The sequence below is a fragment of the Streptomyces sp. B21-105 genome (genome assembly GCF_036898465.1).
Classification (GTDB): Bacteria; Actinomycetota; Actinomycetes; order Streptomycetales; family Streptomycetaceae; genus Streptomyces.
Genome location: NZ_JARUMJ010000001.1, coordinates 214283 through 239044 on the forward strand (window position 1 = coordinate 214283; position 24762 = coordinate 239044).

General features: G+C 71.2%; 21 protein-coding genes and 1 pseudogene (1 of these 22 running past the window's edge). 9 read left to right on the forward strand and 13 right to left on the reverse strand.

What is annotated here, in order from left to right; genetic code table 11:
* Window positions 1–4722, reverse strand: partial view of a non-ribosomal peptide synthetase gene (locus tag QA802_RS00715; protein WP_334517323.1) — the beginning only. Its footprint begins 14670 nt before the window's first position; only the first 4722 of its 19392 coding nucleotides appear in the window; its start codon is at window positions 4720–4722; its stop codon lies off the left edge, out of view.
* A 230-nt stretch (window positions 4723–4952) separates the two neighbouring features.
* Here QA802_RS00715 and QA802_RS00720 point away from each other — a divergent pair, with 230 nt between their 5' ends.
* From QA802_RS00720 to QA802_RS00735, 4 genes are read left to right on the forward strand one after another with little or no spacing between them, the layout of a single operon-like run.
* A complete protein-coding gene (locus QA802_RS00720) occupies window positions 4953–6164 on the forward strand; it encodes a cytochrome P450 (protein ID WP_334517325.1) in 1212 nt (403 codons plus the stop codon).
* A gap of 20 nt (window positions 6165–6184) precedes the next feature.
* Entirely contained in the window at window positions 6185–7177 is a 993-nt protein-coding gene (locus tag QA802_RS00725; protein ID WP_334517327.1) for a beta-ketoacyl-ACP synthase III, read from the forward strand.
* A gap of 20 nt (window positions 7178–7197) precedes the next feature.
* Window positions 7198–7434, forward strand: coding sequence for an acyl carrier protein (locus QA802_RS00730; RefSeq protein ID WP_319168237.1), 237 nt, complete (start codon window positions 7198–7200; stop codon window positions 7432–7434).
* Window positions 7431–8669: a beta-ketoacyl-[acyl-carrier-protein] synthase family protein gene (locus QA802_RS00735; RefSeq protein WP_319168238.1), complete on the forward strand. Its 1239-nt coding sequence runs from the start codon at window positions 7431–7433 to the stop codon at window positions 8667–8669. The genes QA802_RS00730 and QA802_RS00735 overlap by 4 nt, the downstream gene beginning before the upstream one ends.
* A gap of 19 nt (window positions 8670–8688) precedes the next feature.
* Here the strand turns inward: QA802_RS00735 and QA802_RS00740 are convergent, their stop codons facing one another.
* The 4 genes from QA802_RS00740 to QA802_RS00755 are packed head-to-tail and all read right to left on the reverse strand — an operon-like array spanning window position 8689 to window position 12913.
* On the reverse strand, window positions 8689–9360 hold the full coding sequence (locus QA802_RS00740; protein WP_334517329.1) for a response regulator: 672 nt from the start codon (window positions 9358–9360) through the stop codon (window positions 8689–8691).
* Window positions 9357–10664 (reverse strand): sensor histidine kinase, encoded by a 1308-nt coding sequence (locus tag QA802_RS00745; protein ID WP_334517331.1) that lies wholly within the window; start codon window positions 10662–10664, stop codon window positions 9357–9359. Before QA802_RS00745 ends, QA802_RS00740 begins: the two co-directional genes overlap by 4 nt.
* A gap of 40 nt (window positions 10665–10704) precedes the next feature.
* Window positions 10705–11919: an acyltransferase family protein gene (locus QA802_RS00750; RefSeq protein WP_334517333.1), complete on the reverse strand. Its 1215-nt coding sequence runs from the start codon at window positions 11917–11919 to the stop codon at window positions 10705–10707.
* Entirely contained in the window at window positions 11912–12913 is a 1002-nt protein-coding gene (locus QA802_RS00755; protein WP_334517335.1) for an alpha/beta hydrolase, read from the reverse strand. The genes QA802_RS00750 and QA802_RS00755 overlap by 8 nt, the downstream gene beginning before the upstream one ends.
* A gap of 518 nt (window positions 12914–13431) precedes the next feature.
* Between QA802_RS00755 and QA802_RS00760 the strand changes: the two genes are divergently transcribed.
* From QA802_RS00760 to QA802_RS00770, 3 genes are read left to right on the forward strand one after another with little or no spacing between them, the layout of a single operon-like run.
* Window positions 13432–13869: a DUF3995 domain-containing protein gene (locus QA802_RS00760; RefSeq protein ID WP_334517337.1), complete on the forward strand. Its 438-nt coding sequence runs from the start codon at window positions 13432–13434 to the stop codon at window positions 13867–13869.
* Window positions 13866–14387 (forward strand): RNA polymerase sigma factor, encoded by a 522-nt coding sequence (locus tag QA802_RS00765; RefSeq protein ID WP_334517339.1) that lies wholly within the window; start codon window positions 13866–13868, stop codon window positions 14385–14387. Before QA802_RS00760 ends, QA802_RS00765 begins: the two co-directional genes overlap by 4 nt.
* Window positions 14384–14848, forward strand: a complete 465-nt coding sequence (locus QA802_RS00770) for a hypothetical protein (RefSeq protein ID WP_334517341.1) — start codon at window positions 14384–14386, stop codon at window positions 14846–14848. The genes QA802_RS00765 and QA802_RS00770 overlap by 4 nt, the downstream gene beginning before the upstream one ends.
* A 96-nt stretch (window positions 14849–14944) precedes the next feature.
* On the opposite strand, the gene QA802_RS00775 is transcribed toward QA802_RS00770, so the two are convergent.
* Together QA802_RS00775 and QA802_RS00780 are read right to left on the reverse strand one after the other, a co-directional pair.
* Entirely contained in the window at window positions 14945–15754 is an 810-nt protein-coding gene (locus QA802_RS00775) for an SDR family oxidoreductase (RefSeq protein WP_334517343.1), read from the reverse strand.
* A 120-nt stretch (window positions 15755–15874) separates the two neighbouring features.
* On the reverse strand, window positions 15875–16285 hold the full coding sequence (locus tag QA802_RS00780; protein ID WP_334517345.1) for a VOC family protein: 411 nt from the start codon (window positions 16283–16285) through the stop codon (window positions 15875–15877).
* 318 nt (window positions 16286–16603) lie between these two features.
* On the opposite strand from QA802_RS00780, the gene QA802_RS00785 reads away from it, so the two are divergent.
* Both QA802_RS00785 and QA802_RS00790 read left to right on the forward strand, forming a co-directional pair.
* Complete coding sequence (locus QA802_RS00785) at window positions 16604–17431, forward strand: SAM-dependent methyltransferase (RefSeq protein WP_334517346.1); 828 nt, start codon at window positions 16604–16606, stop codon at window positions 17429–17431.
* Between the two features lie 86 nt (window positions 17432–17517).
* Entirely contained in the window at window positions 17518–17970 is a 453-nt protein-coding gene (locus QA802_RS00790) for a DUF1569 domain-containing protein (RefSeq protein ID WP_334517347.1), read from the forward strand.
* Window positions 17971–18116: 146 nt separating this feature from the next.
* Here QA802_RS00790 and fdhD read toward each other — a convergent pair whose 3' ends face one another.
* The 6 genes and pseudogenes from fdhD to QA802_RS00820 all read right to left on the reverse strand — a co-directional run.
* Window positions 18117–18974: a formate dehydrogenase accessory sulfurtransferase FdhD gene (gene fdhD / locus QA802_RS00795; protein WP_334517348.1), complete on the reverse strand. Its 858-nt coding sequence runs from the start codon at window positions 18972–18974 to the stop codon at window positions 18117–18119.
* Window positions 18975–19025: 51 nt separating this feature from the next.
* Window positions 19026–20408, reverse strand: coding sequence for an L-serine ammonia-lyase (locus tag QA802_RS00800; protein WP_334517350.1), 1383 nt, complete (start codon window positions 20406–20408; stop codon window positions 19026–19028).
* Between the two features lie 69 nt (window positions 20409–20477).
* Window positions 20478–21737 (reverse strand): serine hydroxymethyltransferase, encoded by a 1260-nt coding sequence (gene glyA, locus QA802_RS00805; protein WP_334517352.1) that lies wholly within the window; start codon window positions 21735–21737, stop codon window positions 20478–20480.
* Between the two features lie 105 nt (window positions 21738–21842).
* Window positions 21843–23024, reverse strand: coding sequence for an NAD(P)/FAD-dependent oxidoreductase (locus tag QA802_RS00810; RefSeq protein WP_334517354.1), 1182 nt, complete (start codon window positions 23022–23024; stop codon window positions 21843–21845).
* A gap of 217 nt (window positions 23025–23241) precedes the next feature.
* Window positions 23242–24402 (reverse strand): aromatic ring-hydroxylating oxygenase subunit alpha, encoded by a 1161-nt coding sequence (locus tag QA802_RS00815; RefSeq protein WP_334517356.1) that lies wholly within the window; start codon window positions 24400–24402, stop codon window positions 23242–23244.
* Window positions 24403–24463: 61 nt separating this feature from the next.
* A pseudogene (locus QA802_RS00820) lies at window positions 24464–24586 on the reverse strand (S-(hydroxymethyl)mycothiol dehydrogenase); the annotation flags it as partial.
* Between the last annotated feature and the right edge of the window lie 176 nt (window positions 24587–24762).

Here is a 24762-nt window from a genome sequence, read left to right on the forward strand (position 1 = left end):
CACGCCCCGGCCGATCAGCAGCCGGGCGAGACGGTTCGCCCGCGCGTCCAGCTCGGCGTACGACACCTCGACGCCCTCGGCCACCACCGCCACCGCGTCCGGGGTCCGGGCCGCCTGCGCCTCGAACAGCGCGGGCAGCGTCGTCGGCGGCACCTCGGCCGCCACGGTCTGCCACTGCGAGAGCACCCGGTGGCGTTCGTCGTCGTCGAGCACGTCGACCGCGCTCAGCCGCAGCTGTGGGCCGTCCGTCAGCAGCGCGAGCACCCGTACCAGACGCTGGGCGAGCCGCTCGGCCGAACCGGCCTCGAAGAGGTCCGCCGCCGCGATGACCGAACCCCGCAGCCCCGTCGGCTCCCCTTCCGTACCGAACTGCTCCTCGACGCTCACGTCGACGTCGAACTTGGCCGTCGTCGAGCGGGTCGACAGCACTTCGGCCTGGAGGCCGGGCAGGTCGAGGGCGGCCTCGGCGTTGTTCTGAAGCGTGAGCATCACCTGGAACAGGGGATGGCGTGCCATCGAACGGGCCGGGGACAGCTCCTCCACCAGACGCTCGAACGGCACGTCCTGGTGCGCGAACGCCGTGAGCCCGTTGTCCCGTACCCTCGCCAGCACCTCCCGGAAGGTCGGGTCGCCCGACAGATCGGTGCGCAGCACCAGGCTGTTGACGAAGAACCCGACCAGGCCGTCCACGGCTTCGTCGGTGCGGCCCGCGACAGCGACGCCCATCGGTATGTCCGAGCCCGCCCCGAGGCGGGACAGCAGCACGGCGAGGGCGGCCTGGAGCACCATGAACGTGGTGACGCCCTCGGCCCGCGCCACCTCCACCACGCGTGCGTGCACCCGCGCCGGCACGGTCAGCGGCACCTCGTGCCCACGGTGGGAGGCCAGGGCCGGGCGGGGGTGGTCGAACGGCAGCTCCAGTTCCTCCGGCTCCCCGGCCAGGGCCTCCCGCCAGTGGGCCACTTGGCGGGACAGGACGCTCTCCGGGTCCTGCCCGTCGCCCAGCAGCTCCCGCTGCCACAGTGCGTAGTCCGCGTACTGCACCGGCAGCGGCTCCCACTGCGGAGCCCGCCCTTCACGCCGTGCCGCGTACGCCGCCGAGAGATCCCCGGCGAGCGGTCCCATCGACCAGCCGTCACCCGCGATGTGGTGGATCAGCAGGACGAGCACCTGGTCGTCCGGGCCGGTCTCGAACAGCCACGCCCGGATCGGCGCCTGTGACGACAGGTCGAACGTGTGGGACGTCGCTGCGGCCACCGCGTCGTCCAGTCCGGCCGGTGCCACCTCGGCCACCTGGAGCTCCCACGCCAGGTCGGCAGGGTCCACGATCCGCTGGTACGGCTCCCCTTCCGCCGTCGCGAACACCGTCCGCAGCACCTCGTGCCGTCCGATCACATCCCGCAGCGCCGCGCCCAGCGCCGCACGGTCCACGGCGCCCGACAGACGGATCACGACCGGGATGGTGTACGTGGTGCCTGGCCCTTCTAGCCGGTCGATGACCCACAGCCGGCGCTGCGCGAACGACAGCGGCAGCCGCTCGGGACGCTCTCCCGCGGTCAGGGCCGGGCGGGCCACGTCCGACTCGGCGAGCCGGGCCGCCAGTCCGGCCACGGTCGGCGTGTCGAACACCACCCCCAGCGGCACTTCCACCCCCAGCGCGGCCCGGATCCGGCTCAGCAGCCTGGTCGCGAGCAGCGAGTGCCCGCCCAGGCGGAAGAAGTCGTCGTCCACGCCGACCGCGGGCAGCCCGAGCACCTCGGCGAACGCGGCGCAGAGGATCTCTTCCCGCGGCGATGCCGGACCACGGCCGCCCGCCGCCGCCCCGGTCCCGTAGTCGGGTGCGGGCAGGGCCTTGCGATCGACCTTCCCGTTCGGCGTCAGGGGCAGCGTCGTGAGGAGGACCACCGCCGAGGGAACCATGTACGCCGGCAGCCGCTCGGCGGCGAAGGCGCTCAGCGTCGCCGGCAGAGCCGGGTCGTGGTCCGAGGGCACCGCGTAGGCCACGAGGCGCTTGTCGCCGGGGACGTCCTCACGGGCGACCACCACGGCCCGGGTCACCGACGGGTGGGCCGCCAGGACGGCCTCGATCTCCCCCAGCTCGATGCGGAAGCCGCGCACCTTCACCTGGTCGTCGACCCGCCCCAGGTACTCCAGTTGTCCCACGGCGTCCCATCGGACGAGGTCACCGGTGCGGTACATGCGCTCACCCGCCGCACCGAACGGGCAGGCCACGAACCGCTCCGCCGACAGACCCGGCCGTCCCAGGTATCCGCGGGCCAGGCCGGCACCGGCGATGTACAGCTCTCCCGCCACCCCCGCGACCACGGGGGACAGCGCGGCGTCGAGCACGTAGACCTGGGTGTTGGCGATCGGGCCGCCGATCGAGGAGACTCCGCCGCCCACCTCCGTCACGGTCTTGGCGGTCGACCAGATCGTGGTCTCGGTCGGGCCGTACAGGTTCGTCACGGACGCCGCCCGGCCCATCAGGGTGCGCGCCAGCTCGCCTGGCAGGGCCTCGCCGCCGACCAGCGCCCGCAGCCCGGCCGGCATGTCACCGGCGTCGGCGTCGTCCTCGGAGACCAGCGCCTGCCACAGGCTCGGTGTCGCCTGCACGACCGTCGCTCCAGCCGACACCAGCAGCTCGCGCAGCGCGCGTGGATCGCGCACCACGTCCCGCGCGGCGAGCACCGTCCGCGCACCGTGCAGCAGCGGGAGGTACAGCTCCAGGCCCGCGATGTCGAACCCGACCGTGGTGACCGCGACCAGCCGGTCGTCCGCGCCCAGCGCGAGACGCCGCTCCATCGCGGCCAGGAAGTTCACCAGCGCCCGGTGCTCGACGACGACGCCCTTGGGCCGGCCCGTCGAACCCGATGTGTAGATCACGTACGCGGGGTGCTCCGGCAGCAGCTCGCCCGTACGCTCGTCCGGGCTCAGCGGCCCGCCGTCGAGCGCCGCCGCCTCCGCGGCCACCTCCGGGTCGTCGACCGCCACGAGCGTCGCACCGGCCGCGCCCCGGAGCCCGGCCGGCCCGTCGAGGAGTCCCCTTTCGGTCAGCACGCACCGCACGTCGGCGTCGGCCAGCATGTAGGCGATACGCTCCGCCGGGTACTCCGGGTCGATCGGCAGGTACGCGGCTCCCGCCTTCGCCGCACCCAGCAGTGCGGCCACGAGATCGGCGCCTCGCCGCAGGCATACGCCGACCACGGACTCCGGCCCCAGGCCGCGCCCGGTCAGCAGCCGCGCGATCCGGTTCGCCCGCCCGTCCAGCTCCGCGTACGACACCTCGACGCCCTCGGCCACCACCGCCACCGCGTCCGGCGTCCTCGCCGCCTGCGCCTCGAACAGCTCCGGGAGAGTCGCCCGGGGCACCTCGGCGCCGGTGCTGTTGAAGTCGCTCAGCACGCGCTGCCGTTCGGCCTCGCCCATGAGGTCGGCCCGGCCGACGAGTTCGGTGGGTGCTGCCGCCGTGAGCCATCGCACGATGTTGAGGAAGCGTCGCGACACTTCGCCCGCGGACGCCAGATCATGGAGGCCGGGATCGGCGGCCACGCACAGCCGCATACCGGCGCGGTCGTAGACGTCGATCCGAACGCCGTCGACGGGTCCGCTGGAAAGGGTGTGGCCCGTGGCGGTGAGATCGCCGAATCGCAACTCCTGGTCGGCGGAGAGGACGTTGATGTGGAGGCGGCAGGGATTGCTGTCGGCGATCTTCAGATCGCGGAGCATGTCCTCGTACCGGTACCGCTGGTGCCGCAGGCCGTTGCGGACGGCCCGGGACGTCTGCCGCACGATGTCCTCGACCGACGTGTCGTTCTCGATCGTCAGACGGAGGGGCAGTGTGTTGGCGGTCATACCGGGAATGCCGGACTCCCGTATTCCCGACCGGCCGCGCACCGGGAGGCCTATGACCACGTCCCGCTTCCCGGTGGTGCGGTGTTCGTACACGGCCGCGGCGGCGATCAGCAACCAGGAGGGGAGGGTCCTGAGCTGGTGTGCGGCCGCGCTCAGGGCCGCTTCGTCCTCGGCGGCGACGTCGCTCGTGTGCCGTACCGGTGCGTGCTGGGCCCGCAGGGCGCGGTGGGCCTCGGCCCCGTCCGTCCCCGGCAGGTCCGACAGGACGCCGTGCCAGTACTGCCCGTCCTGTTCGAAGGCGGCGGAGGCCCGGTAGGCGCGATCCGCGTCCTCCAGCACCGACAGCGGGCCCAACGCCCCGTCCCCGGGTGAACGGCCTTCCGCGAGTGCGGTGTAGATCTCGGCGCCCCGGCCGGCGAGGGTCCAGCCGCCGTGTCCGTCGAGGGCGAGATGGTGTCCACGCTGATACCAGAAGAACAGGTCGTTTCCGACCTTGATGACGGCCGTGGAGGACAACGGTCCACCGAGGAGATCCACCGGCTGGTCCAGCTCGGTGCGCATCCACTCCGCAGCGGCCGCGCGCGGGTCGGGCTCGCCGCTGAGGTCGATGACGTGGACGGGATAGTCACGCGAGTCGTGAACGTACTGCTGCGGAATTCCGTCGATCAAGCGGAAACGCAAACGGAGGCTCTCTGCCTCGTCCAGCCTTCGGCGCGCCGCCCGCACCAGCAGGTCCGGATCGACAGGGCCGTGGATCTCCAGGAACTCGGCGGTGTTGAAGCCTCGATTGTCGGGTGCGAGTTGCTGGGCGTACCAAATGGCGAGCTGGCCGGCCATGAGTTCCCGGAAGCCGTCCTCGGGTATAGCCATTTGCGCACACTCCAATCGTCTGACAATCGACTGGAACAGCACAGGCCGCCACCATCGGGGCATGCCGCATCACCGCCCAGCGCAGCCCATTCACCCATGCCGCCACCAGGGCGTTCAACTGTTCCATCGCCGCAGTTGAACGCCCTGTACGCAGGCACTCGGGACCTTGACGGTGCATGAATGACCATGTCACGTTGAAAACCGCCTAGAAGACCCTTGCGAGGCATCGCATGCACAGTGAGCCGACCGAAACGGCGCCAGATATCAACCTGGTCGATCCCGGACTTTATTCACATGGCGACCCGTTTGCGCAATGGCGATGGCTGCGTGCCAACTCGCCGGTCCACTGGCACCCGCCGGCCGCCGAGCTCCCCGGCTTCTGGTCCCTGACCAGGTACGAGGACATCCGTGCGGCGTACCGCGACGCCGAAACCTTCAGCTCGGCCCAGGGCATCCTGCTGCGGCCCGCCGACCACGGGGCCGACCCGGGTGGCGGGCGCACCCTCGCCCTCACCGACGCGCCCCGGCACCGACAGCTCCGGGGGCTGGTCGACGAGTGGTTCGCGGTCCGGTCCGTGCGGGCTCTCGAGGCGGAGATGAAGGCCATCGCCCAGCGCGTCGTCGATGAGGCCCTGGAGCGCGGGAGCTGCGACTTCGTCGCCGAGGTCGCCGCCCGGATCCCGCTGTACGTGATCTGCAAGATGATGGGCGTGCCGGAGTCCGACTGGCAGCACTTGTACAACCTGACCAGCCAGGCCTTCGCGGCCGGCGACCCGCTCACCCGCAGGTTCGCCCACCTGGACATCCTCGGGTACTTCGAGAAGCTCCAGGCCGAGAAGGCGGCGAACCCCGCCGACGACCTGGTGAGCGTGCTGGCGACAGCCAGCATCAAGGGTGAACGCCTCAGCTCCGAGGACGTCATCCTCAATTGCGACAACCTGCTTGTCGGCGGTACCGAGAACACCCGCATAGCAGCATCCAGCGGCATGCTGACATTCCTCCGGCATCCCGACCAGTGGCGCATTCTTGTCGAAGAGCCAGACCTGCTGCCGTCCGCCGTCGAAGAGGTTCTCCGCTGGACGTCCACCGCGACGCATATCATGCGCACCGCGGTACGGCCGACCGAGATCCACGGGAAGAAAATTGCGGCCGGCGACCGTGTCGTATTCTGGCTCCCGTCGGCCAACCGCGACGAGACGGTATTCGAGAATCCCGACCTTTTCGATGTGCGCCGACAGCCGAATCGGCATCTGACACTGGGTTTCGGTGAGCATTTCTGCGTCGGGAGCATGCTCGCCCGAGTGGAACTCAGACTTCTCTACGGTGAACTGCTCAGGAAATCCGTCGACATTGAGCTCGACGGTGAACCGAAACTGCTCGATTCCATAGTCGTCAACGGTCCGGAGCGTCTTCAGGTCCGTCTGACGCCGCGTGCCGCGTAGTCGGACGGGGAGCCAGTCAGATGCCTGCACCAGCAGCGGTGGTAGCCGGACTCGGTACCTGCCTGCCGACCGAGGAGTTCGACAACGCCTGGCTGGCGGCCCGGCTGGACACCAGTGCCGAGTGGATCCGGACGCGCACCGGAATCGCGGCACGACGCCGGGCGGCGCCCGACGTCTCCATGCGGGATCTCGCCTGCGAGGCCGGGGCCAACGCGCTGCGTTCGGCCGGACTGCGGGATGTCGGCGGTCTGATCCTCGCCACCACGACACCGGACCGTCCCTGCCCGGCCGCCGCCCCGGAGATCGCCCTGCGCCTCGGGCTCGGCCCGGTTCCCGCGTTCGACCTGTCCGCCGTCTGCACGGGGTTCCTCTACGCCGTGACGACGGCCGCGAGCATGATCACGGCCGGAATCGTGGACAGCGTCCTGGTCGTGGCGGCCGAGACCTACACCCGCGTCGTCGACCCGTCGGACCGCAGCACCGCCGTGATCTTCGGTGACGGCGCGGGCGCCGTGGTGCTGCGGCGCGGCTCGTCGCAGGAGCGGGGCGCGCTGCTCGCCTTCGACCTCGGCAGCGACGGGTCCGGCAAGGACCTGATCCACATCCCGGGCCCGCGCGAGCAGAGCGACGGTCCGCGCTGGTTCTCGATGGCCGGCCGGAAGGTGTACCTGCGGGCGGTCGAGCAGATGACGGCCTCGGCTCTGCGGGTGATGAAGGACTGTGCCTGGAGCCCGTCGGGCGTCGACGCCCTCGTACCGCACCAGGCGAATGCGCGCATCATCCAGGCGATGGCGGAGCGGCTCGGCGTGCCGCCGGAGCGAGCGGTGTGCGCGCTGGGCCGCGTCGGCAACACGGCGGCCGCCTCCATCCCGCTGGCGCTCGCCGAGGCGCTGCGCACACATCAGCTCCAGGAGGGTGCCCGGACCGTGCTGACCGCCTTCGGCGGCGGACTGACCTGGGCATCGACCGCACTGACCTGGCCGCGGCTCTCCGCCGTGAGTTCAGAGATCTGAGTGAGAGGAAGAAAACCCTGATGATCGCCGACTACCTCGCCACCATCCTCGGCACGGTCTACAAGGTCCCCGGAGTCATCGAGCCCACGATGTCGTTCCAGGATCTGGAGATCGATTCGCTGTCCCTTGCGGAGCTGGGCGCCCAGCTGGAGGACGACCTCGGCGTCACCGTCGAGGAGGAGAACCTCGCCCCCACGACCACGGTGGCCGAACTGGTCGAGCTGCTGGAGGCCCAGGGGGCGGTCGTCCCCGCATGACCGGCTACGGATACCGGCGCCCGGACGTCGTCATCACCGGGATCGGCATGGTCACCCCGGCCGGGGCCGACACCACGACGGCGTGGAAGGCCACCTGCGCCGGGCTGCCCGCGGCCGCGGCCGATCCCCGGCTCGCGGGCTTGGCGGTCGATTTCAGCTGCCCCGTGACCGGGTTCGATCCGGACGCGGTGCTGGGCACCGAGGCCCGTCGTATGGATCCCTTCACACAGTACGCCGTCGCCGCGGCCCGCGAGGCGGTCGCCGACGCGGCTCCGGGCGACGGCGACTGGGACCCGGCGCGGGTCGGGGTGGCCCTGGGCACCGCGGTCGGCGGACAGCGGACCTGGGAGGAGCAGGGGCGGCGGCTGGGCGAGCGGGGCCAGCGTGCCGTCAACCCGCTGACCGTCCCCAAGGCCATCGGCAACATCGCCGCGGGCTCCGTCGCCATGGACCTCGGTCTGCACGGTCCCTCGCTCGCCCTCTCCACCGCCTGCGCGGCCGGTACGACCGCCCTGGGCCTCGCCCTGGACCTGCTGCGCGCGGGCCGCTGCGACGTGGTGCTGGCCGGCGGGACCGAAGCCGCCGTGACGCCCCTCGTGTCCACCGCCTTCGACCGGCTCAAGGCGCTGTCCCGGCGGGTCGAGGACCCCTCCGGCGCGTCCCGGCCGTTCGACGAGCACCGTGACGGCTTCGTGCTGGGCGAGGGCGCCGCCGTGCTCGTCCTGGAGCGCGCGGACGACGCGCGGGCCCGCGGCCGGCGTCCCTACGCGCGACTCCTGGGGCACGGCGCCTCGTCGGACGCCTACCATCTCACCTCGCCCGATCCCGACGGGCGCGGTGCACGGCTCGCCCTGCGGCTGGCGCTCGAAGACGCGCGGGTCGGCGCCGGCGACGTCGAACTCGTCAACGCCCACGCGACCAGCACGCCCCAGGGCGACGCGGTCGAAGCGGGCCTGATCGAGGACGTCTTCGGCCGGGACACCGCGGTGACCTCGACCAAGGGGGTGACCGGGCACATGCTCGGTGCCGCGGGGGCCGTCGAGGCCGCGTTCACCGCCCTGTCGATCGAGCAGGGAGTGATCCCGCCCACCGCCAACTTCGGTGCGCCCGGCGCGGACATCGCCGGGATCGACATCGTCCACGGCACGTCCCGGCACGCCCCCGTATCCCTCGCCGTCAGCAACTCCTTCGGCTTCGGCGGTCACAACGCGGTCGTGGTCCTCGGCAGCGTCTGAGGGGCGTCCGGCCGCGGCGTCAGTAGCCGGCCGGACGCACCAGGCCAGTCTCGTACGCGTGGATCGCGGCCTGCGTCCGGTCGCGCAGGTTCAGCTTGACCAGGATCCGGCTGACATGCGTCTTGACGGTCTGCTCCGCCACCACCAGCCGCTGCGCTATCTCCCCGTTCGCCAGGCCCTGCGCGATCAGTGACAGGACCTCCGTCTCACGCTCGGTCAGATTGCCGTTACGGCCCTTGAGCGGGGTGTGCGGAGAGTCGGTCACCCGGGAGAACTCGGCGATGAGGCGCTTGGTGATGTTCGGCGCGAGCAGGGCCTCGCCCGCCCCCACCACCCGTACGGCGTGGGCGAGTTCCGTGGCGGACGCGTCCTTCAGCAGGAATCCGGACGCGCCGGCGCGCAGCGCCTCGTACACGTACTCGTCGAGGTCGAACGTGGTCAGGACGAGGACCTTGGTGGTGGCTGCCGGCGGCGCCGTGATGCGGCGCGTCGCCTCGATGCCGCCGAGGCCGGGCATCCGGATGTCCATCAGGACGACGTCGGGGTCCAGTTCGGCGACCTTGGTCACCGCGTCGTTACCGTCCACGGCTTGGCCGACGACTTCGATGCCGGGTTCGGCGTTGAGCAGCACCGTGAATCCCTGGCGGACCATCATCTGGTCGTCGGCGATCAGCACGCGGATGGTCGTCATGCGGTGTCCTCCACAAGGTCGGCCTGTTGAGCGGGGAGCTTCGTGGGCAGCTCCGCGATCACTTCGTACCCCCCGTCGGGGGTGGCGCCGAAAGCGAGCGTGCCGCCCAGCATCGCGGTGCGCTCGCGCATGCCCAGCAGACCGTGACCGGCGCCCGGCGAGGGCGGGGTGTGCCGGTCCGGTGCGGTGTTGGCGACCCTGATCGTGACGGCGGTCGGCCGGTGGTCGATCTCCACGCGTACCTCCGCTCCCGGCGCGTGCCGCATCGCGTTGCTCAGTGCCTCCTGGATGATACGGAATGCCGAGAGCTCGATGCTCGAGGTCAGGCGGGCCCGCTCGCCCGTGGTGTGCGTGGTGACGGTGAGACCGGCGCCGCGCACGTTGCCGACGAGCTCGTCCAGCCGGTCGAGGGTGGGCTGCGGGGCGTGCCGCTCGTTCTCCGGTACGGGGTGCTCGGAGCGCAGTACGCCGAGCACCTGACGCAGTTCGGTCAGCGCCTCCTTGGCGTTCTCCCGGATGCTCGCCAGGTTCTCCTTCAGCTCGTCGGAGGGGTTCTCGACCAGGTGCGGGGCGACCTGCGCCTGGATGGAGATGACCGACATGTGGTGGGCGACCACGTCGTGCAGCTCGCGGGCGATCCGGTTGCGCTCCTCCAGGAGCGTGCGCCGGGCCCGCTCCTCGGCGGTGAGTTCCTCCATCTCGACCAGTTGGGAGCGGGCCACCTGGCGGCCGCGCAGCGAGGCGCCGACGACCGTGGCGATCACGGGGACCGCGGCGGCGAGGGGGGCTCGATCGCCGTGGCCGGTGGCGAACGCGAAGGCCAGACCCGGCACCGCGCCGATCACCAGCGACTCGACCGCGGTTCTGGGACGGGCCCGCAACGCGACGAGGAACAGCACCCATGCCTGGAGGACGAGTTCGGAGCCGGTCCAAGGGAACTTTCTGCCGCCGACCGTGTCGGCCAGCTCGAACCACGCGACCAGAAGCGCCAGCTGAATCATCGTCGCCCCCCACCAGGCGGGGATCGGGCGGTACAGCGCGACGACGAGCACCGACGCCTGGGCCACGGCGAGCACGTAGCCGAGTTCGCCCAACTGGTAGGCCCAGGCGTACTTGTTGCCGTTGGACGCGACGATGACCGCGCCCAGCAGCACCGCCACGGTCACCGCGAGTCCCCGCGGCCAACGCGGACCCCCGGCTGCGGGCCTCAGCTCGGCGGTCCCCGTCCAAAGGTCCTCCTGCAGTGCGCGCGGCAGCGCCCGCAGGCCCGCCGCGAACCGCTCTGCCCTGTCCGACGTCGTCATGCGGGACACAGTAGGGCGTGTCTCCTCAAGTCGTTTCTCCTCAGGGGGTGTCCGGCGAAGGGCGCCGGACTCCCGATGCTCCCTGGGCACGCCGTGCGAGCTTCGCCGGGTCCGGACGTCCCTCGCGAACGATCCGGCCGCTCTGCCGTGTCTTTGCGGGCCGGCCTCGTTCGTACGTGTGGAACGCGGCGACGCAGACCGCCAGCGCCACGGCGAAGGCGGGCAGCCAGGCAAGCCTCGCGAGCACCCAGCCGCCGCCGTCCGGCACCGTGTGCAGTCCCGGCAGCGCCTCGGCCGCCTGGGCGCCGATCGCCGTCACCAGTAGCATCGCGGTCTGGTGCCAGAGGAAGACGGTCATGGCGCAGAGGTTCACGCCCGCCACCGCTGCCCAGGCGGCGGGCCGCTCCAGCACCCGCCGCAGCGGGCCGAGCAGCAGCAGGGCCGCACCGCACTGGGCGATGCCGAACGTGACCGCCGCCAGGTTGGGCGGGTCGAGATTGGAGATCTCCGTCCCGGGCACGCCGACCATGGAGGCGGGGTAGCCGGCCCACAGGATCAGCCCGGCGGCGGTGACGGCCCCGCCGAGCAGCAGCGACCAGCGCGTCGCGCGGCTGCGCAGACCGCCCCGGGACCAGGCCGCGCCGAGGCAGTACGGGACCAGCCAGCCGGCCACCACGTTGACCGAGGAGAGCCAGGCCGGGCCCGCCAGCCCGAACCGGATCACGTCGATGTGCAGCACGACGGCGAGCGGCCAGAGCGGATGAAGCTTGGCCACCAGCGGGGTCATCGCCGTGAGCGCCGCGAACACCAGCAGGAACCAGAGCGGCGACCACACGAGCTTGCACAGTGCGCGCACCGTCTTCTCGTCCACTCCGGCGGCGAGCATCGCGACCGCCGCCACGGCCCACACCGCCAGCACGACGGCGACCGGCCGGAACAGCCTGATCATGCGGGCGCCGACCCACTCCCGGTATGTCGTGCCGCGCGCTTGAGCGCAGGCGTACCCCCTCGCCCCCACCATTCCACCCACCAGGAAGAACACCGCGAGCGTCTGGAACACCCAGGAGATGGGGGCGAGGTAGGGCATGAACGTGAGCGGACTGGCGCCCCGCAGGGTGCCGCTGTCCTCGATCAGGGCGGTCACAAGCCAGTGGCCGAGGACCACGCCCACGATGGCGAACGCGCGCAGGGCGTCGACAGCGCGGTCGCGGTCGGGAGGAGTCGAGGATTCGACGCGCCGGACGAAGTCACGCATGACGGCCTCCCGAAGTGCTTTCGGACGGGTCTTCAGGGTCTTGTCCGCAGACGATCCGAGCGATGTTCTTCAGCGGTACGGAGCCTGGCTTCAGGTAGTCGCTGTGCCCGCCGTCGCCCGCCGGGAACCGCTTGGCGCCGAACTCCTCCGACACCGGATCGGTCCCGAACCCGATCTCGGTGACGAGCAACGGGACCCTCAGGTGCGGCACATCGGCGACCCAGTCGCCGGAGCTGCGGCCCGTCCAGACGGTGGCCCGGGTCTTCAGCGCGGCGGCGTTGTCGTAGCCGGTGCCGGGGCTGCCGTACAGGACGACATCGGCGAGCCCCGGGGTGGAGGCGGCGCGGGCGCAGACGACGGTGCCGTAGGAGTGGCAGACGAGGGAGGTCCGGGCAGCGGGCTTGAGCATCTCCAACTCATCGAGGAACCGACGCAGTTCATGAGCGGCGCCGTCGGCACGCCCCGAGGTCACCGCCGCCAGGCTGACCGTGGACGGCGTTTCGTAGCCGAGCCAGGCGACGACTGCGGACCGGTCGCCCAGTTCCTTGTGCAGCGCTCTCGCGCCGCCCAGTAAGCGCCAGTAGTTGTCGACGAGCACGCCGGCGCCCGGCACCACCACGGCGATCCGTTCGGCGCGGGCGAGGTCTCCGACGACCTCGACGGTCCGGCCTCCCTCGCGGCCGTCGAAGGACAGGAAGTGGCGTGCCGGCCGCCCCATGACGCGCAGGGCGTCGGCCCGCTTGCGATCGCCGTGGGCGGCGGCCATGCGCCCGGCCGCCCCGATGTCACGGCGCGACGCGGCGTACCGCTCGGCGAGCGCGGCCGGAGTGGCGGCCGCCGGCAGTCCGGTGACCGTCGGTGCGGGCGCCGGGACCTGCGCGGGGCTCGCCGCACCCGATACCGGCACGGCCACCGAGGCGGCGACCAGGGTGGCGTACAGGGCGCGGCGCAGACGGCCTCTGCGGGTACGGCCTCTGCGGGTACGGAGCGCCATGGCAGACGTACTTCCTTCCGTGCCGGATGCCTGTCGTGCTTGCGGCACCGAAGCTACGGCTCGCGCCTTGCGACCCGCGTCCCGCCAGGGAGTGAACCGTCCTTGTAGCTCTGAAGTACTACGGGTAGGGGGTGTGGTGGCGTCCTGTCGGGGCCAACCCCCGGTGCCAGAAGGACGGTTCGTTTCCCTTACCCGCGAACTGGGCATCACAGTGCGGGGTTTGGACCGGCGACGCTCACCTCGCGCCACCACCGCGCAGCAGGTCCTCGATCGAAGCCGTACCGCGGCGCCGTCCAGCGCCGCGCGAGCGCCACCGCCACCGCCACCCGCGCAGCGGTCACCACTGCGTGCACGCCGGCCGCCCGCCCGAGCTGCTGTGGCGCCCGGGGCGGACGCGGGTAGGTCGGGCCGGGTGGGCCCGGGTGACTCGGAAGAGTTTTACCTACCGCGAGGGAACGTTTCGCAGGGACGGCTGCTCTGAAGGGCGACAGATTCCCGAAGTCACCGCAGGAGGACCCATGTCGCGTCCGACCGATGCTCTCGCCCCCACCCGCGCCGCCGCGCTCGTCGCCTCGGTGCTCACCCTGGACGCCCTGCTCCACCTGTACTGGACGACGGGCGCCACCTGGCCCGCGGCCGACGACGGGAGCCTGGCCCAAGCGGTTCTGGGCACGGACGTACCGTTCACACCGCCGGTCCTGCTCCCACTCGCCGGCCTCCTCCTCACTGCCTCCGCCTTCGTGCTCGCCCACTCACGCCGCCCCCGCCACCTGATCCTGCGTCTGGGCACCCTGGGCGTGGCCGCGGGCCTTACGCTGCGCGCCCTCGCGGGAACCTACTGGCTGTTCGCCAAAGAGACAGGCACCCCCTTCTACTTTCTCAACCTCGCGCTCTACACCCCGCTGTGCGCAATCCTGGCCGTCGCCACCTGGCGCGTGGCGCGATGCAAAGGATGAGACCTGTGCCCGATGAGCGACGCGACGAGCAGACGGTCAAGCTCGTGCGAGCCGCCCAGCGCGGCGACACCCTCGCCATGGCCGAACTCCTGGACCACCTCGCGCCGTACGTGGGCCGCATCTGCGCGCCCATCGCCCTGGACCAGGGCGCGGACGCGGCGCAGGAGACCCTGGTGGCGGTCTTCACGTCACTGCGCACCCTGAAGAACCCGGCCGCCCTGCACGGCTGGGTCCGTGCCATCGCCGTGCGCGAAGCGGTCCGCACCGCGCATCGCGCCGCACGCACCGTACCGGCCGATCTCAGCGCGCTCCCGGCCCGCGGCGACCCCCAACTCGGCGCCGACATCAGGGACGTACTGGAGCGGCTCTCCCCCGAACACCGCGCCGTGCTGACGCTGCGCGACGTGGAGGGCCTGGACGAGCGCACGGCCGCGTCTTTGCTCGGTGTACGCACGGGCACCGTCAAGTCTCGGCTGCACCGGGCCCGCGACACCTTCCGGAAGGCGTGGACGTCATGAACGAGCTCTGGCCCACCACCGACCTCGACCCGGTACGCCGCCTGCACGCCCTGGCCGCCGGCATCAGCGGCGCCCGCGTGACCGAGACGCATGTCGACGCGCCCTTCGAGCAGGTCTGGACCCTGCTGGGCGACCTCGAGGGCGGGTTCGGGCAGGTGGTGACCGACATGGAGCGACTGTGCGTCGTTCGCCGTCAGGGCGAGCGCGTCGAGGCCCTCGCCCGCAGCAGATACGGAATGCGCGCCCGCCTCCTCGGGGTTCAGCGGCCGGGCTGGTGCTGGCTGCAGAGCCGGTTCCTGCTGATCGGCGTGGCCGCGACACCCGAAGGCCCGGGCACGCGGGTGGCGTTCACCGGAGGCGTGCGACTGCCGTCCCGCGCCGCCCTGATCCCCTGGGGCGTAAGCCGAGAGGGCAGCCGCAGCGTGGAGAACCTGACAGCCCTGCTACAGGCCCGACGCTGAGCGGAAGGACGCACTCGACTGCCCAGCCGGCCGCTGTCCGCACAGCGGCCGGCGTCCGGCCCGGCCGCCGCCCTGCACGTGGGCCGAGCCCGGCGGTCAACGGGCGAGGCCGCCGTTGCTCTTCAGCAGTTGTCCGTTGATCCACTGCCCCTGCGGTGAGCACAGGAACTCCACGAGGTGGGCCGTGTCCTGCGGGCTGCCGAGCCGTCCCAGCGGCGTCTGCCGCACCACCTCGTCCCGGATGGCGTCGGACATCCACCCGGTGTCCACCGGCCCCGGGTCGATCACGTTGGCGGTGATCCCGAGTGGGGCGAGTTCATGGGCGGCGGCCAGTGTGATGCGGTCCAGCGCACCCTTGCTGGCTCCGTAGGGCAGGTTGCCGACGGTGTGGTCACTGGTGAGGCTGATCACGCGTCCGGTTCCGCGAGTTCCCTGGAAGCGACGGCCGTACTCGCGGATCAGCAACCAGGTGGCGCGTGCGTTCACCGCGAAGTGGCGGTCGAAGCTTTCCAAGGTGGTGTCGAGCAGCCCGGAGTCGACCGACTCGCAGTGGCACATCACCAGGGCGGTGACGTCGCCGAGGCGGCGCCGGGCCTCGTCGAAGACGCGCTCCGGGGTATCCGGATCGGCGAGGTCCGCCTCGACGGCCGCCGTCTCGGCGCCCTGTTCCACCAGGGACCTGGCGATGGTGTCCGCGGCTTCGGCCTCGGCGCCCCAAGCCATTCGCGCGTCGTACGGGCTCCAGTAGGTGAAGGCGATGTTCCAGCCGGCCCTGGCCAACCGGCGGGCGATACCCGCGCCGATCCCGATGGAGCGGCCGACTCCGGTCACCAACGCGACCGGCCTGGCGGCACCGGGCAAGGGCTTCTCTCCTGCGGTCGTCACAAGGTGAATCGTTCGACCCATGGCACGGACTCGGCAACCGATATTCCTTCAGCCGGACCGAAGGGCCGACACAGGGGGCGGCCGTGCCTTCGGCGTCTCGATCGCCCCCCTGACGCATCGGGGACCGCTCGAGACGACTCCTCACGCGGGCAGGTTCAGCTGCCAGGAGACGCCGAACCGGTCGTTGACCCAGCCGAACTTGCGGCTGAAGCCATAGTCTCCCAACGGCATGAGCACGGCGCCCTGCTCGGCCAGGGCCGCGAAGAGGCGGTCCAACTCGGCTTCGTCCTGACACTGGACGAAGAGCGAGACCGCGGGCGTGAAGGTGAAATCGTGCTTCACGGGACTGTCGATGCACAAGAACTGCTCACCGGCGAGCGAGAACGTCGCGTGTTCCACGCTCCCCTCCTTGCCGGGACCCGCGGCTCCGTAGCGGCTCATGCTGACCACCTCGGCATCATCGAACAGTGAGATGTAGAAGGTCATCGCGTCTTCGGCGTTCCCCTCGAACATCAGGAACGTGGTGATCTTCCGTGAGGACACGATCTCCATACGGGTGGCTCCTTCGACGCTGTAAGACGGTCGGCAGGCGGCCAGGCTAGTGCCCGACGCCCGCAGGTCAGCCGAAGCTCGCCGCACCGGGCGGCCGACCGGGCACCGTGGCGGACCCGACGGCTCTGCCGGGCAGGGCGTCCTCTCGGCCGCGAGGCCCTGGCTGCTGGTTCCCCTGCGGCGATGCACCCTGTCCACGACGCGCGGGGCGCTCGCTCCGAGCGCTTCACCGTCGCCCCACGGCTCCGCTCCCCGCGACGACGATCAAGCCGCCTGAGGGCCTCAAAACGAGGGTGCGCGGGCGGTGTTGGAGGAAGAATGGCCGACATGACCTACGAAGGCTCCTCCATCGACCCGACCAAACCCAGCATCGCCCGTGTCTACGACTACCTGCTCGGCGGCAAGGACAACTACGCCGTGGACCGTGAGATCGGCGATGTGTTCAAGCGCGACCTGCCCGGTTCGGTGGCCATCGCCTTCGCCAACCGCGCGGCTCTGACCCGGGCGGTCCGGGAGATCGCGAAGAACACCGGCATTCGGCAGTTCATCGACCTGGGCAGTGGCCTGCCCACCGCGGACAACGTCCACCAGGTCGCGCAGCGGCACGCTCCCGAGTCCCGGGTCGTCTACGTCGACACCGACCTGCAAGTGCTGGTCCACGGCCGTGCCCTGCTGGAGAACAACGACCGGACCCGCGTCGTCGCGGTCGATGTGCGCGACCCCGAAGGCATCCGTACTCACCCCGACACCCTCGAAGTCATCGACTTCACCCGTCCCGTCGCCGTCATCCTCAGCGCCATCCTCCACCACGTCAACGATGAGGAGGACCCGGCCGGCATCGTCCGCTACTGGCGCGACAACGTCCCTTCCGGAAGCTACTTCTTCATCAGCCACTTCCGCTCCGGCAACAACCCGGAGACCGCGGCGGCCGAGAAGGTTCTCCAGAAGACGTTCGGCCGCGGCCGGTGGCGCACGGACGCGGAAATCGCCTCCCTGCTGGACGGCCTGGAGATCCTCGCCCCCGGGATCGTCCCCGCGTCCCTGTGGCGTCCCGAGGAGACGGACAACCCGTGGAGCGGCGGCGAACGACGAGAGCTCACGGTCTGGGAACACCTGATCGCCGCCGGACTGGCGCGGAAGGCGTAGACGTGGTCCCGGGAGGGCGGTCGCGGGCGGTCGCCGGACCCGCGGGAACAAAACAGTTTCGTTTTGTATCACTGTAAGCTCGCGACATGCCCCCGATCGATCTCGCCCGGCTCGCTGAACGGCTGCACCAGAACCTCGGCCGCCCCGAGCGCGAGCTGCTGGCGCCGGGAAGTCCCTGGAATCTGTCCCAGACGCTGCAGCACTGTGCCCAGACCGTCCGCTACTCCGTGACCGGCTACCCCGCGCTCAAGCCCGCCCTGTTCCGGGCGACGGCAGGCGCCCTGGCCAAACGGGTCTTCCTGCTCCGCGGCGCGATGAAGCACTCGCTCGCCGCGGAGATCGTCGGAGCGCCGCCCCTGGACCCGGAACTGCCGGTGACGGAGGCCGCGGCCGGCCTTACGGACGCGGTGGCCCTGTTCACGGGCCACACCACAGAGCATGCCCCCCACCCCGCCTACGGACGCTGCACACACGACGAGTTCGCGCGGCTGCACGCCATGCATCTCGCCGAGCACCTTCCCGGCCTGGTGGACGCCTGACGACACCCGGACGGCACCCGGACGGTGTCGGCCGGAGCGGCCCCGCAGCCGGACACTCCTCCCTGGCGCGGTCGCCGTCGTGACCCGGTGGAGCGGCCCGTGACCGGTGCCCCGGCGCCGTCGGCCGGCCGCCCGTCGAGGCGGGGTCACGCACCGGACGCGGCCCGGGCCCCGGCCCGCAGGTCGATGCGGTGCTCACCCGCGTACACGTTCATGGAGCCGCCGCGCAGGAAGCCGACGAGGGTGAGTCCGGTCTCCGTCGCCAGGTCCACCGCCAGGGAGGACGGCGCGGAGACGGCGGCGAGCACGGGGATGCCCGCCATGACGGCCTTCTGGGCGAGTTCGAAGGACGCGCGTCCGGAGACCAGCAGGACGGTTCGGGACAGCGGGAGTTCACCGGACCGCAGCGCGCGGCCGACCACTTTGTCGACGGCGTTGTGCCGGCCGATGTCCTCCCGCAGGTCCAGCAGGTCTCCCTCGGGCGAGAACAGCCCGGCCGCGTGGAGTCCGCCGGTCCGGTCGAACACCTGTTGCGCGGCCCGCAGTCGGTCGGGCAGGCCGGCCAGCAGGCCGGGGGTGACCCGGACCGGGGGTGTGTCGGCGATGGGCCACAGCGCCGTGGTCCGCACGGCGTCGAGGCTCGCCTTCCCGCACAGGCCGCACGACGACGTGGTGTACACGTTGCGTTCCAGAGTGATGTCGGGCAGCTGTACGCCCGGGGCCAGGCGGACGTCGACGACGTTGTAGGTGTTGCCGCCGTCCTGGGTGGCGCCCGCGCAGTACACGATGCTCGCCACGTCCGAGGCCCGGCTCACGACGCCCTCGCTCACCAGGAATCCCGCGGCGAGGGCGAAGTCGTCGCCCGGGGTGCGCATGGTGACGGCCAGGGGTCTGCCGCCCAGGCGGATCTCCATCGGCTCCTCGACCACCAGCGTGTCGGGGCGGGTGCTCGGCGCCCCGTCCCTGATCCGCAGCACGCGCCGTCGTTCGGTGACCCGGCCCATGGCCTCACTCCCAGTTCTGTCGTCGGGGCCGCAGCCGGTGGTCCGCGGTGCTCAGCACTCGATGACGTTGACGGCGAGGCCGCCGCGTGCGGTCTCCTTGTACTTGACCTTCATGTCGGCGCCGGTCTCCTTCATGGTCTTGATGACCTTGTCGAGGGAGACATGGTGACGGCCGTCGCCGCGCAGGGCCATACGCGCGGCGGTGACGGCCTTCACCGCGGCCATGCCGTTGCGTTCGATGCAGGGGATCTGGACGAGGCCGCCGACGGGGTCGCAGGTGAGGCCGAGGTTGTGTTCCATGCCGATCTCGGCGGCGTTCTCGACCTGTTCGGGGCTGCCGCCCATGACCTCGGCGAGTCCCCCGGCGGCCATGGAGCAGGCGGATCCGACTTCGCCCTGACAGCCGACCTCGGCGCCGGAGATGGAGGCGTTCTCCTTGAAGAGCAGGCCGATGGCGCCGGCGGCGAGCAGAAAGCGGACGATGCCGTCGTCGTCGGCGCCCGGGACGAAATCGAGGAAGTAGCGCAGGACGGCGGGGATGATGCCGGCCGCGCCGTTCGTCGGGGCCGTGACGACCCGGCCGCCGGCGGCGTTCTCCTCGTTGACCGCCATCGCGTACAGCGTGATCCACTCCATGGAGCGGGCCTGCGGGTCGCCCTCGCTGCGCAGGGCGCGGGCGGCCGCCGCGGCCCGGCGACGGACCTTCAGACCGCCGGGCAGGATGCCCTCGCGCCCCAGGCCCCGAAAGATGCAGGCCTCCATGACACGCCAGATCTCCAGCAGGCCCGCTCGGATCTCCGCCTCGGTGCGCCAGGCCCGCTCGTTCTCCAGCATCAGCGCGGAGATCGACAGCCCGGTCTCCCGGGCGAGCCGCAGCAGGTCGTCGCCCGTGCTGAACGGATGGGGCAGCACGGTGTCGTCGAGTGTGATGCGGTCCGCGCCGGCGGCTTCCTCGTCGACCACGAAGCCGCCGCCGACGGAGTAGTACGTCTTCTCCAGCAGGGGGACGCCCTCGGCGTCGTACGCGAAGAGGATCATGCCGTTGGCGTGGTACGGCAGTGACCGCCGCCGGTGCAGGATCAGTTGGGTCGAGGCGTCGAAGGCGACCTCGTGGGCGGCGCCGATCTCCACGCCGAGCAGACGGATGCGCCCGGTGGCGCGGATCCGCTCGACGTCCAGGTCGGCCCGGGCGACGTCGACCGTGTGCGGCTCGTTGCCCTCCAGACCGAGCAGCACCGCCTTGGGGGTGCCGTGGCCGTGGCCGGTGGCGCCGAGGGAGCCGAACAACTCCGCGCGTACGGCGGCGGTCTGGGCCAGCGCGCCGTCCTGCTTCAGCCGCCTGACGAACATCCCGGCGGCCCGCATCGGGCCCACGGTGTGCGAGCTGGACGGGCCGATGCCGATGGAGAACAGGTCGAAGACGCTGATTGCCACGCCACGCTCCGTGGAGTTGGAGGAGGCGTGCCGGTCGGTGACGGCACGCCTCCTGCGGGAGGTCGTCGGTTACAGGCCGGGGTAGAGCGGGTGCTTGTCGGCGAGGGCCTTGACCCTGGCCTTGAGGGCTTCGGCGTCGTACGACGGTCTCAGCGCCTCGGCGATGACGTCGGCGACCTCGGTGAAGTCCTCGGCGGTGAAGCCTCGGGTGGCCAGGGCCGGCGTGCCGATGCGCAGGCCGGAGGTGACCATCGGGGGCCGGGGGTCGTTGGGGACCGCGTTGCGGTTGACGGTGATGCCGACCTCGTGGAGGCGGTCCTCGGCCTGCTGCCCGTCCAGTGCGGAGTTGCGCAGATCGACCAGGATCAGGTGCACGTCCGTGCCGCCGGACAGCACGTCGACGCCGGCCTCACGGGCATCGGGGGCCGTCAGCCGCTCGGCGAGGATCTTGGCGCCCTCCACGGTGCGGCTCTGGCGCTCCTTGAACTCCTCGCTCGCCGCGACCTTGAAGGAGACCGCTTTCGCCGCGATGACGTGCTCCAGCGGACCGCCCTGGAAGCCCGGGAACACCGACGAGTTGAGCTTCTTCGCGAACTCCGCGCTCCGGGCGAGGATGATGCCGCCGCGGGGGCCGCCGAGGGTTTTGTGGGTGGTGGAGGTGACCACGTCCGCGTACTCGACCGGGTTCGGGTGCAGACCGGCCGCGACCAGCCCGGCGAAGTGGGCCATGTCGACCCACAGGAACGCGCCGGTCTCGTCGGCGATCCGGCGGAAGGCGGCGAAGTCCAGCTGACGCGGGTAGGCGGACCAGCCCGCGATGATCACCTTCGGGCGGTGCTCCTTGGCGAGCCGCTCGACCTCGTCCATGTCGACCAGACCTGAGTCGTCGACGTGGTAGGGCACGACCTTGAACTGCTTGCCGGAGAAGTTGATGCGCATGCCGTGGGTGAGGTGGCCGCCGTGGGCGAGGTCCAGGCCGAGAATGGTGTCGCCGGGCTGGGCCAGGGCGAACAGGGCGGCCTGGTTGGCGGAGGCGCCGGAGTGCGGCTGGACGTTGGCGTACTCGGCGCCGAAGAGGTCCTTGACCCGGTCGATGGCGATCTGTTCGGTGACGTCGACGTGTTCGCAGCCGCCGTAGTAGCGGCGGCCGGGGTAGCCCTCGGCGTACTTGTTGGTCAGGACCGTGCCCTGGGCCTCCATTACCGCCACCGGGGCGAAGTTCTCCGAGGCGATCATCTCCAGGGTGGACTGCTGGCGGTTCAGCTCGGCGTCGACGGCGGCGGCGACCTCGGGGTCGAGGTCGTGCAGGGACTGGTTGAGCAGGGTCATCAGCGGTCTCCTGTGCGGGTTCCGGAGGGAGGAGGGAGAGCGGGAGGACAAGTGGAAGGCCCACAAGTGGATGGCTCACAAGTGGGAGGCCCACGAGCGCGACGCTCAGGACACGGCGACCGCGGCAGCGGGGACGAGCGTGCGGCGGAGCCGGTTGAAGAACTTCGGCTGGTTGAGGGAGAGCACGGCCACGGGGTCGCCCCGGTGCCGGTAGACGGCCGTGAACGTACGGCTGTCGAGGTCGCCCTCGACGATCACGGGCGTCGCGCCCGGGACGACGTACCCGGCGAGCTGGATGCGCGTGCGGTACTGGTCGGACCAGAAGTACGGAGCGGTGGGCGGGGCCGGGGCGGACACCCCGGTCAGCAGGGTCCGGGCGGCGGTCCTGGCCTGTTCGGTGGCGTTGCTCCAGTGCTCGATGCGGGCGTGGCGGCCGGTGAAGGGGTGGGGGCAGCGGGCCACGTCACCGACGGCGACGACGCCCGGGACGGTGGCCGCGCAGCCGGCGTCGCACACCACGCCGTCGTCCACCAGGACTCCGGAGCCGGCGAGCCAGTCGGTGTTGGGCCGGACGCCCACGCCGGCCACGACCACGTCGGCGGGCAGCACCCGCCCGTCCGCCAGCCGGACACCGGTGACCCGGTCCTCGCCGAGCAGTTCGGCCACGCCGGTACCGCACAGCAGGCCGACGCCGTGATCGGTGTGCAGGGAGGAGCAGAGCAGGCCCATCTCACGGCCGAGCTGGCGCTCCAGCGGTACGTCGGCCGCCTCGACGACGGTGACGTGCAGGCCGAGCCGGTGGGCGGTGGAGGCCACTTCGGCGCCGATGAAGCCCGCGCCGATGACGACGACCCTGGGCCGGCCGTCCAGCAGTTCGGCCCGCAGGGCGAGGGCGTCGTCCAGGGTGCGCAGGGTGTGGACACCGGCGAGAGCGTCGGATCCGGGGAGCGTGCGGGGGCTCGCGCCGGTGGCGACGACCACGCCGTGGGTGCGGACCTGCTGCCCTCCGGTCAGGGTGACGGTCCGGGCGACGGGGTCGAGACGGACCGCGCGTTCGCCGAGCAGCCAGTGCACGTCCAGGCCGTCGTACTCGTCGGCGTCGCCGAGGGCGAGCGCGTCGGCGTCGATGTCGCCCGTGAGGAAGTCCTTGGACAGCGGAGGACGGTCGTAGGGGGTGTGGCGCTCCTCCCCCACGACGACGATCTCGCCGTCATAGCCCTCTGCTCGCAGCGCGCGGACCGTGCTCAGGCCCGCCAGTGACGCTCCGACGACGGTGATGCTCCTCATGCGGGCTCCAGACGACGAGATGTCTCACATGACACAACGACACGCGTTATGCGCAACATGGTTTCGATGGAACTCGGGAGTGTCAAGAGGGCGGACCACCGATTGTTCCTGATGACGCTCCACGTTGCGTCGACCGCAACGTCTACGACCGCGGCCCGTCCACCTGCCGCCGGGACCGGAGCGGCAGGTGGACGGGGGCTCGAGGGACCGGGCCGGGTCAGTGCGCGAGTCCTGCGTCTCCTGCGCCTCCTCCGTCCCCTGCGTCGAGCCGGTTCTGGAGCCAGGTGTGGAACTCGCCGATGTGGTGCTCGCTGGGCACCAGCACACCGCCCTTGGCGTACAGCCGTGAGCTCATGCCGGGCTGGGTGCGCTCGCAGGCGTCGAAGTCCTGCTGGTTCACCCGGTGGAACAGCTCCACCGAACGCTCCACGTCCTTGCCGCTCTCGACGACGTGCGGCAGATAAAGCCAGTCGCACTCGACGATCGTGCGGTCGGCCGCCACCGGGTACATCCGGTGGAAGATCACGTGGTCGGGGACGAGGTTGATGAACACCTGCGGCCGCACGGTGATCGCGTAGTAACGCCGGTCCTGGTCCTCGGCGACCCCCGGAATGCGGTCCAGGCCCTCGGAGCCGTCCACCGTGAACCCCCGCACCTCCTCACCGAACTCCGCGCCATGGCCCACGTAGTACTGGGCCGCGTACCCGTCCGCGAACTCCGGCAGCACCTCGGTCAGTTCGGGATGGATCGTCGCGCAGTGGTAGCACTCCATGAAGTTCTCGATGACGAGCTTCCAGTTCGCCTTCACGTCATAGGTGATCCGACGCCCGACGGACAGGTTGTCGATGTCGTACCGCTCGATCGACTCGACGTCGCCCAGGCGGGCCACGACCTCACCGATGACGTCCTCCTCGAAGGACGGCGGGTTCTCCGCGAGGCAGACCCAGACGTAGCCGAGCCATTCCCGCACGGCGACACTCACCAGGCCGTACTCGGTGCGGCCGACGTCGGGCATCTTGGTCAGGTTCGGCGCCGCGACCAGCTTGCCGTCCAGACCGTACGTCCAGGCGTGGTACGGGCACTGGAAGGCCCGCTTGACCTCGCCGGACTCCTCGGTGCACAGCTTGGCCCCGCGATGCCGACAGACGTTCAGGAAGGCCCTGACCGACCCGTCCCGGGAGCGGGAGACGAGGACGCTCTCCCGTCCGACCTGGCAGGTGCGGAAGGCCCCGGGTTTCGCCAGCTCGGAGGCGCGGGCCACGCAGAACCACATGGTCTCGAAGACCCGCTCCTGTTCCTGGGCGAAGACCGCGGGGTCCGTGTAGTACTCGCCGGGCAGCGTGGGGATGAGGCTGGGCGGCAGATTCGCGAGGGTCATCGAGTCACCTTCGGGGGATGCGTGAGTGGAGGCGGACCGCGCCGGGCGAGTGGCCGGAGGCGACCGGGCAGGCCTGCACCCGCACCAGCGCCTCTCCGGGGCCGGGGTCCGACACCAGGACGGTCTCCACCGAGACCGGCGCGCCCCTCCTGCGGGCGACGACGGCGCGTACCTCGTGCGTCACGGTCGATCTCCTCGTCGAGGGACGGCCGAATCCGTGCTTCGGCCGGATGTGCTGGATGGCGGGAGGACGGCGGTCGCTCCCCGGAGCTGTCGGCGGGAAAGCGGAAACGCTGAAAGGGGGAGGGAGTGAGCCCGATTCGTCATGTTCCGTATAGCGCAACAATCTCCACTATGAGC

What these genes read in the sequence shown, in the direction of transcription:
- QA802_RS00720 (WP_334517325.1), top strand. Translation starts at nt 4,953, where the DNA reads ATGCACAGTGAGCCGACCGAAACGGCGCCAGATATCAACCTGGTCGAT.
- QA802_RS00725 (WP_334517327.1), top strand. Translation starts at nt 6,185, where the DNA reads ATGCCTGCACCAGCAGCGGTGGTAGCCGGACTCGGTACCTGCCTGCCG.
- QA802_RS00730 (WP_319168237.1), top strand. Translation starts at nt 7,198, where the DNA reads ATGATCGCCGACTACCTCGCCACCATCCTCGGCACGGTCTACAAGGTC.
- QA802_RS00735 (WP_319168238.1), top strand. Translation starts at nt 7,431, where the DNA reads ATGACCGGCTACGGATACCGGCGCCCGGACGTCGTCATCACCGGGATC.
- QA802_RS00740 (WP_334517329.1), bottom strand. Translation starts at nt 9,360, where the DNA reads ATGACGACCATCCGCGTGCTGATCGCCGACGACCAGATGATGGTCCGC.
- QA802_RS00745 (WP_334517331.1), bottom strand. Translation starts at nt 10,664, where the DNA reads ATGACGACGTCGGACAGGGCAGAGCGGTTCGCGGCGGGCCTGCGGGCG.
- QA802_RS00750 (WP_334517333.1), bottom strand. Translation starts at nt 11,919, where the DNA reads ATGCGTGACTTCGTCCGGCGCGTCGAATCCTCGACTCCTCCCGACCGC.
- QA802_RS00755 (WP_334517335.1), bottom strand. Translation starts at nt 12,913, where the DNA reads ATGGCGCTCCGTACCCGCAGAGGCCGTACCCGCAGAGGCCGTCTGCGC.
- QA802_RS00760 (WP_334517337.1), top strand. Translation starts at nt 13,432, where the DNA reads ATGTCGCGTCCGACCGATGCTCTCGCCCCCACCCGCGCCGCCGCGCTC.
- QA802_RS00765 (WP_334517339.1), top strand. Translation starts at nt 13,866, where the DNA reads ATGAGACCTGTGCCCGATGAGCGACGCGACGAGCAGACGGTCAAGCTC.
- QA802_RS00770 (WP_334517341.1), top strand. Translation starts at nt 14,384, where the DNA reads ATGAACGAGCTCTGGCCCACCACCGACCTCGACCCGGTACGCCGCCTG.
- QA802_RS00775 (WP_334517343.1), bottom strand. Translation starts at nt 15,754, where the DNA reads ATGGGTCGAACGATTCACCTTGTGACGACCGCAGGAGAGAAGCCCTTG.
- QA802_RS00780 (WP_334517345.1), bottom strand. Translation starts at nt 16,285, where the DNA reads ATGGAGATCGTGTCCTCACGGAAGATCACCACGTTCCTGATGTTCGAG.
- QA802_RS00785 (WP_334517346.1), top strand. Translation starts at nt 16,604, where the DNA reads ATGGCCGACATGACCTACGAAGGCTCCTCCATCGACCCGACCAAACCC.
- QA802_RS00790 (WP_334517347.1), top strand. Translation starts at nt 17,518, where the DNA reads ATGCCCCCGATCGATCTCGCCCGGCTCGCTGAACGGCTGCACCAGAAC.
- fdhD (WP_334517348.1), bottom strand. Translation starts at nt 18,974, where the DNA reads ATGGGCCGGGTCACCGAACGACGGCGCGTGCTGCGGATCAGGGACGGG.
- glyA (WP_334517352.1), bottom strand. Translation starts at nt 21,737, where the DNA reads ATGACCCTGCTCAACCAGTCCCTGCACGACCTCGACCCCGAGGTCGCC.
- QA802_RS00810 (WP_334517354.1), bottom strand. Translation starts at nt 23,024, where the DNA reads ATGAGGAGCATCACCGTCGTCGGAGCGTCACTGGCGGGCCTGAGCACG.
- QA802_RS00815 (WP_334517356.1), bottom strand. Translation starts at nt 24,402, where the DNA reads ATGACCCTCGCGAATCTGCCGCCCAGCCTCATCCCCACGCTGCCCGGC.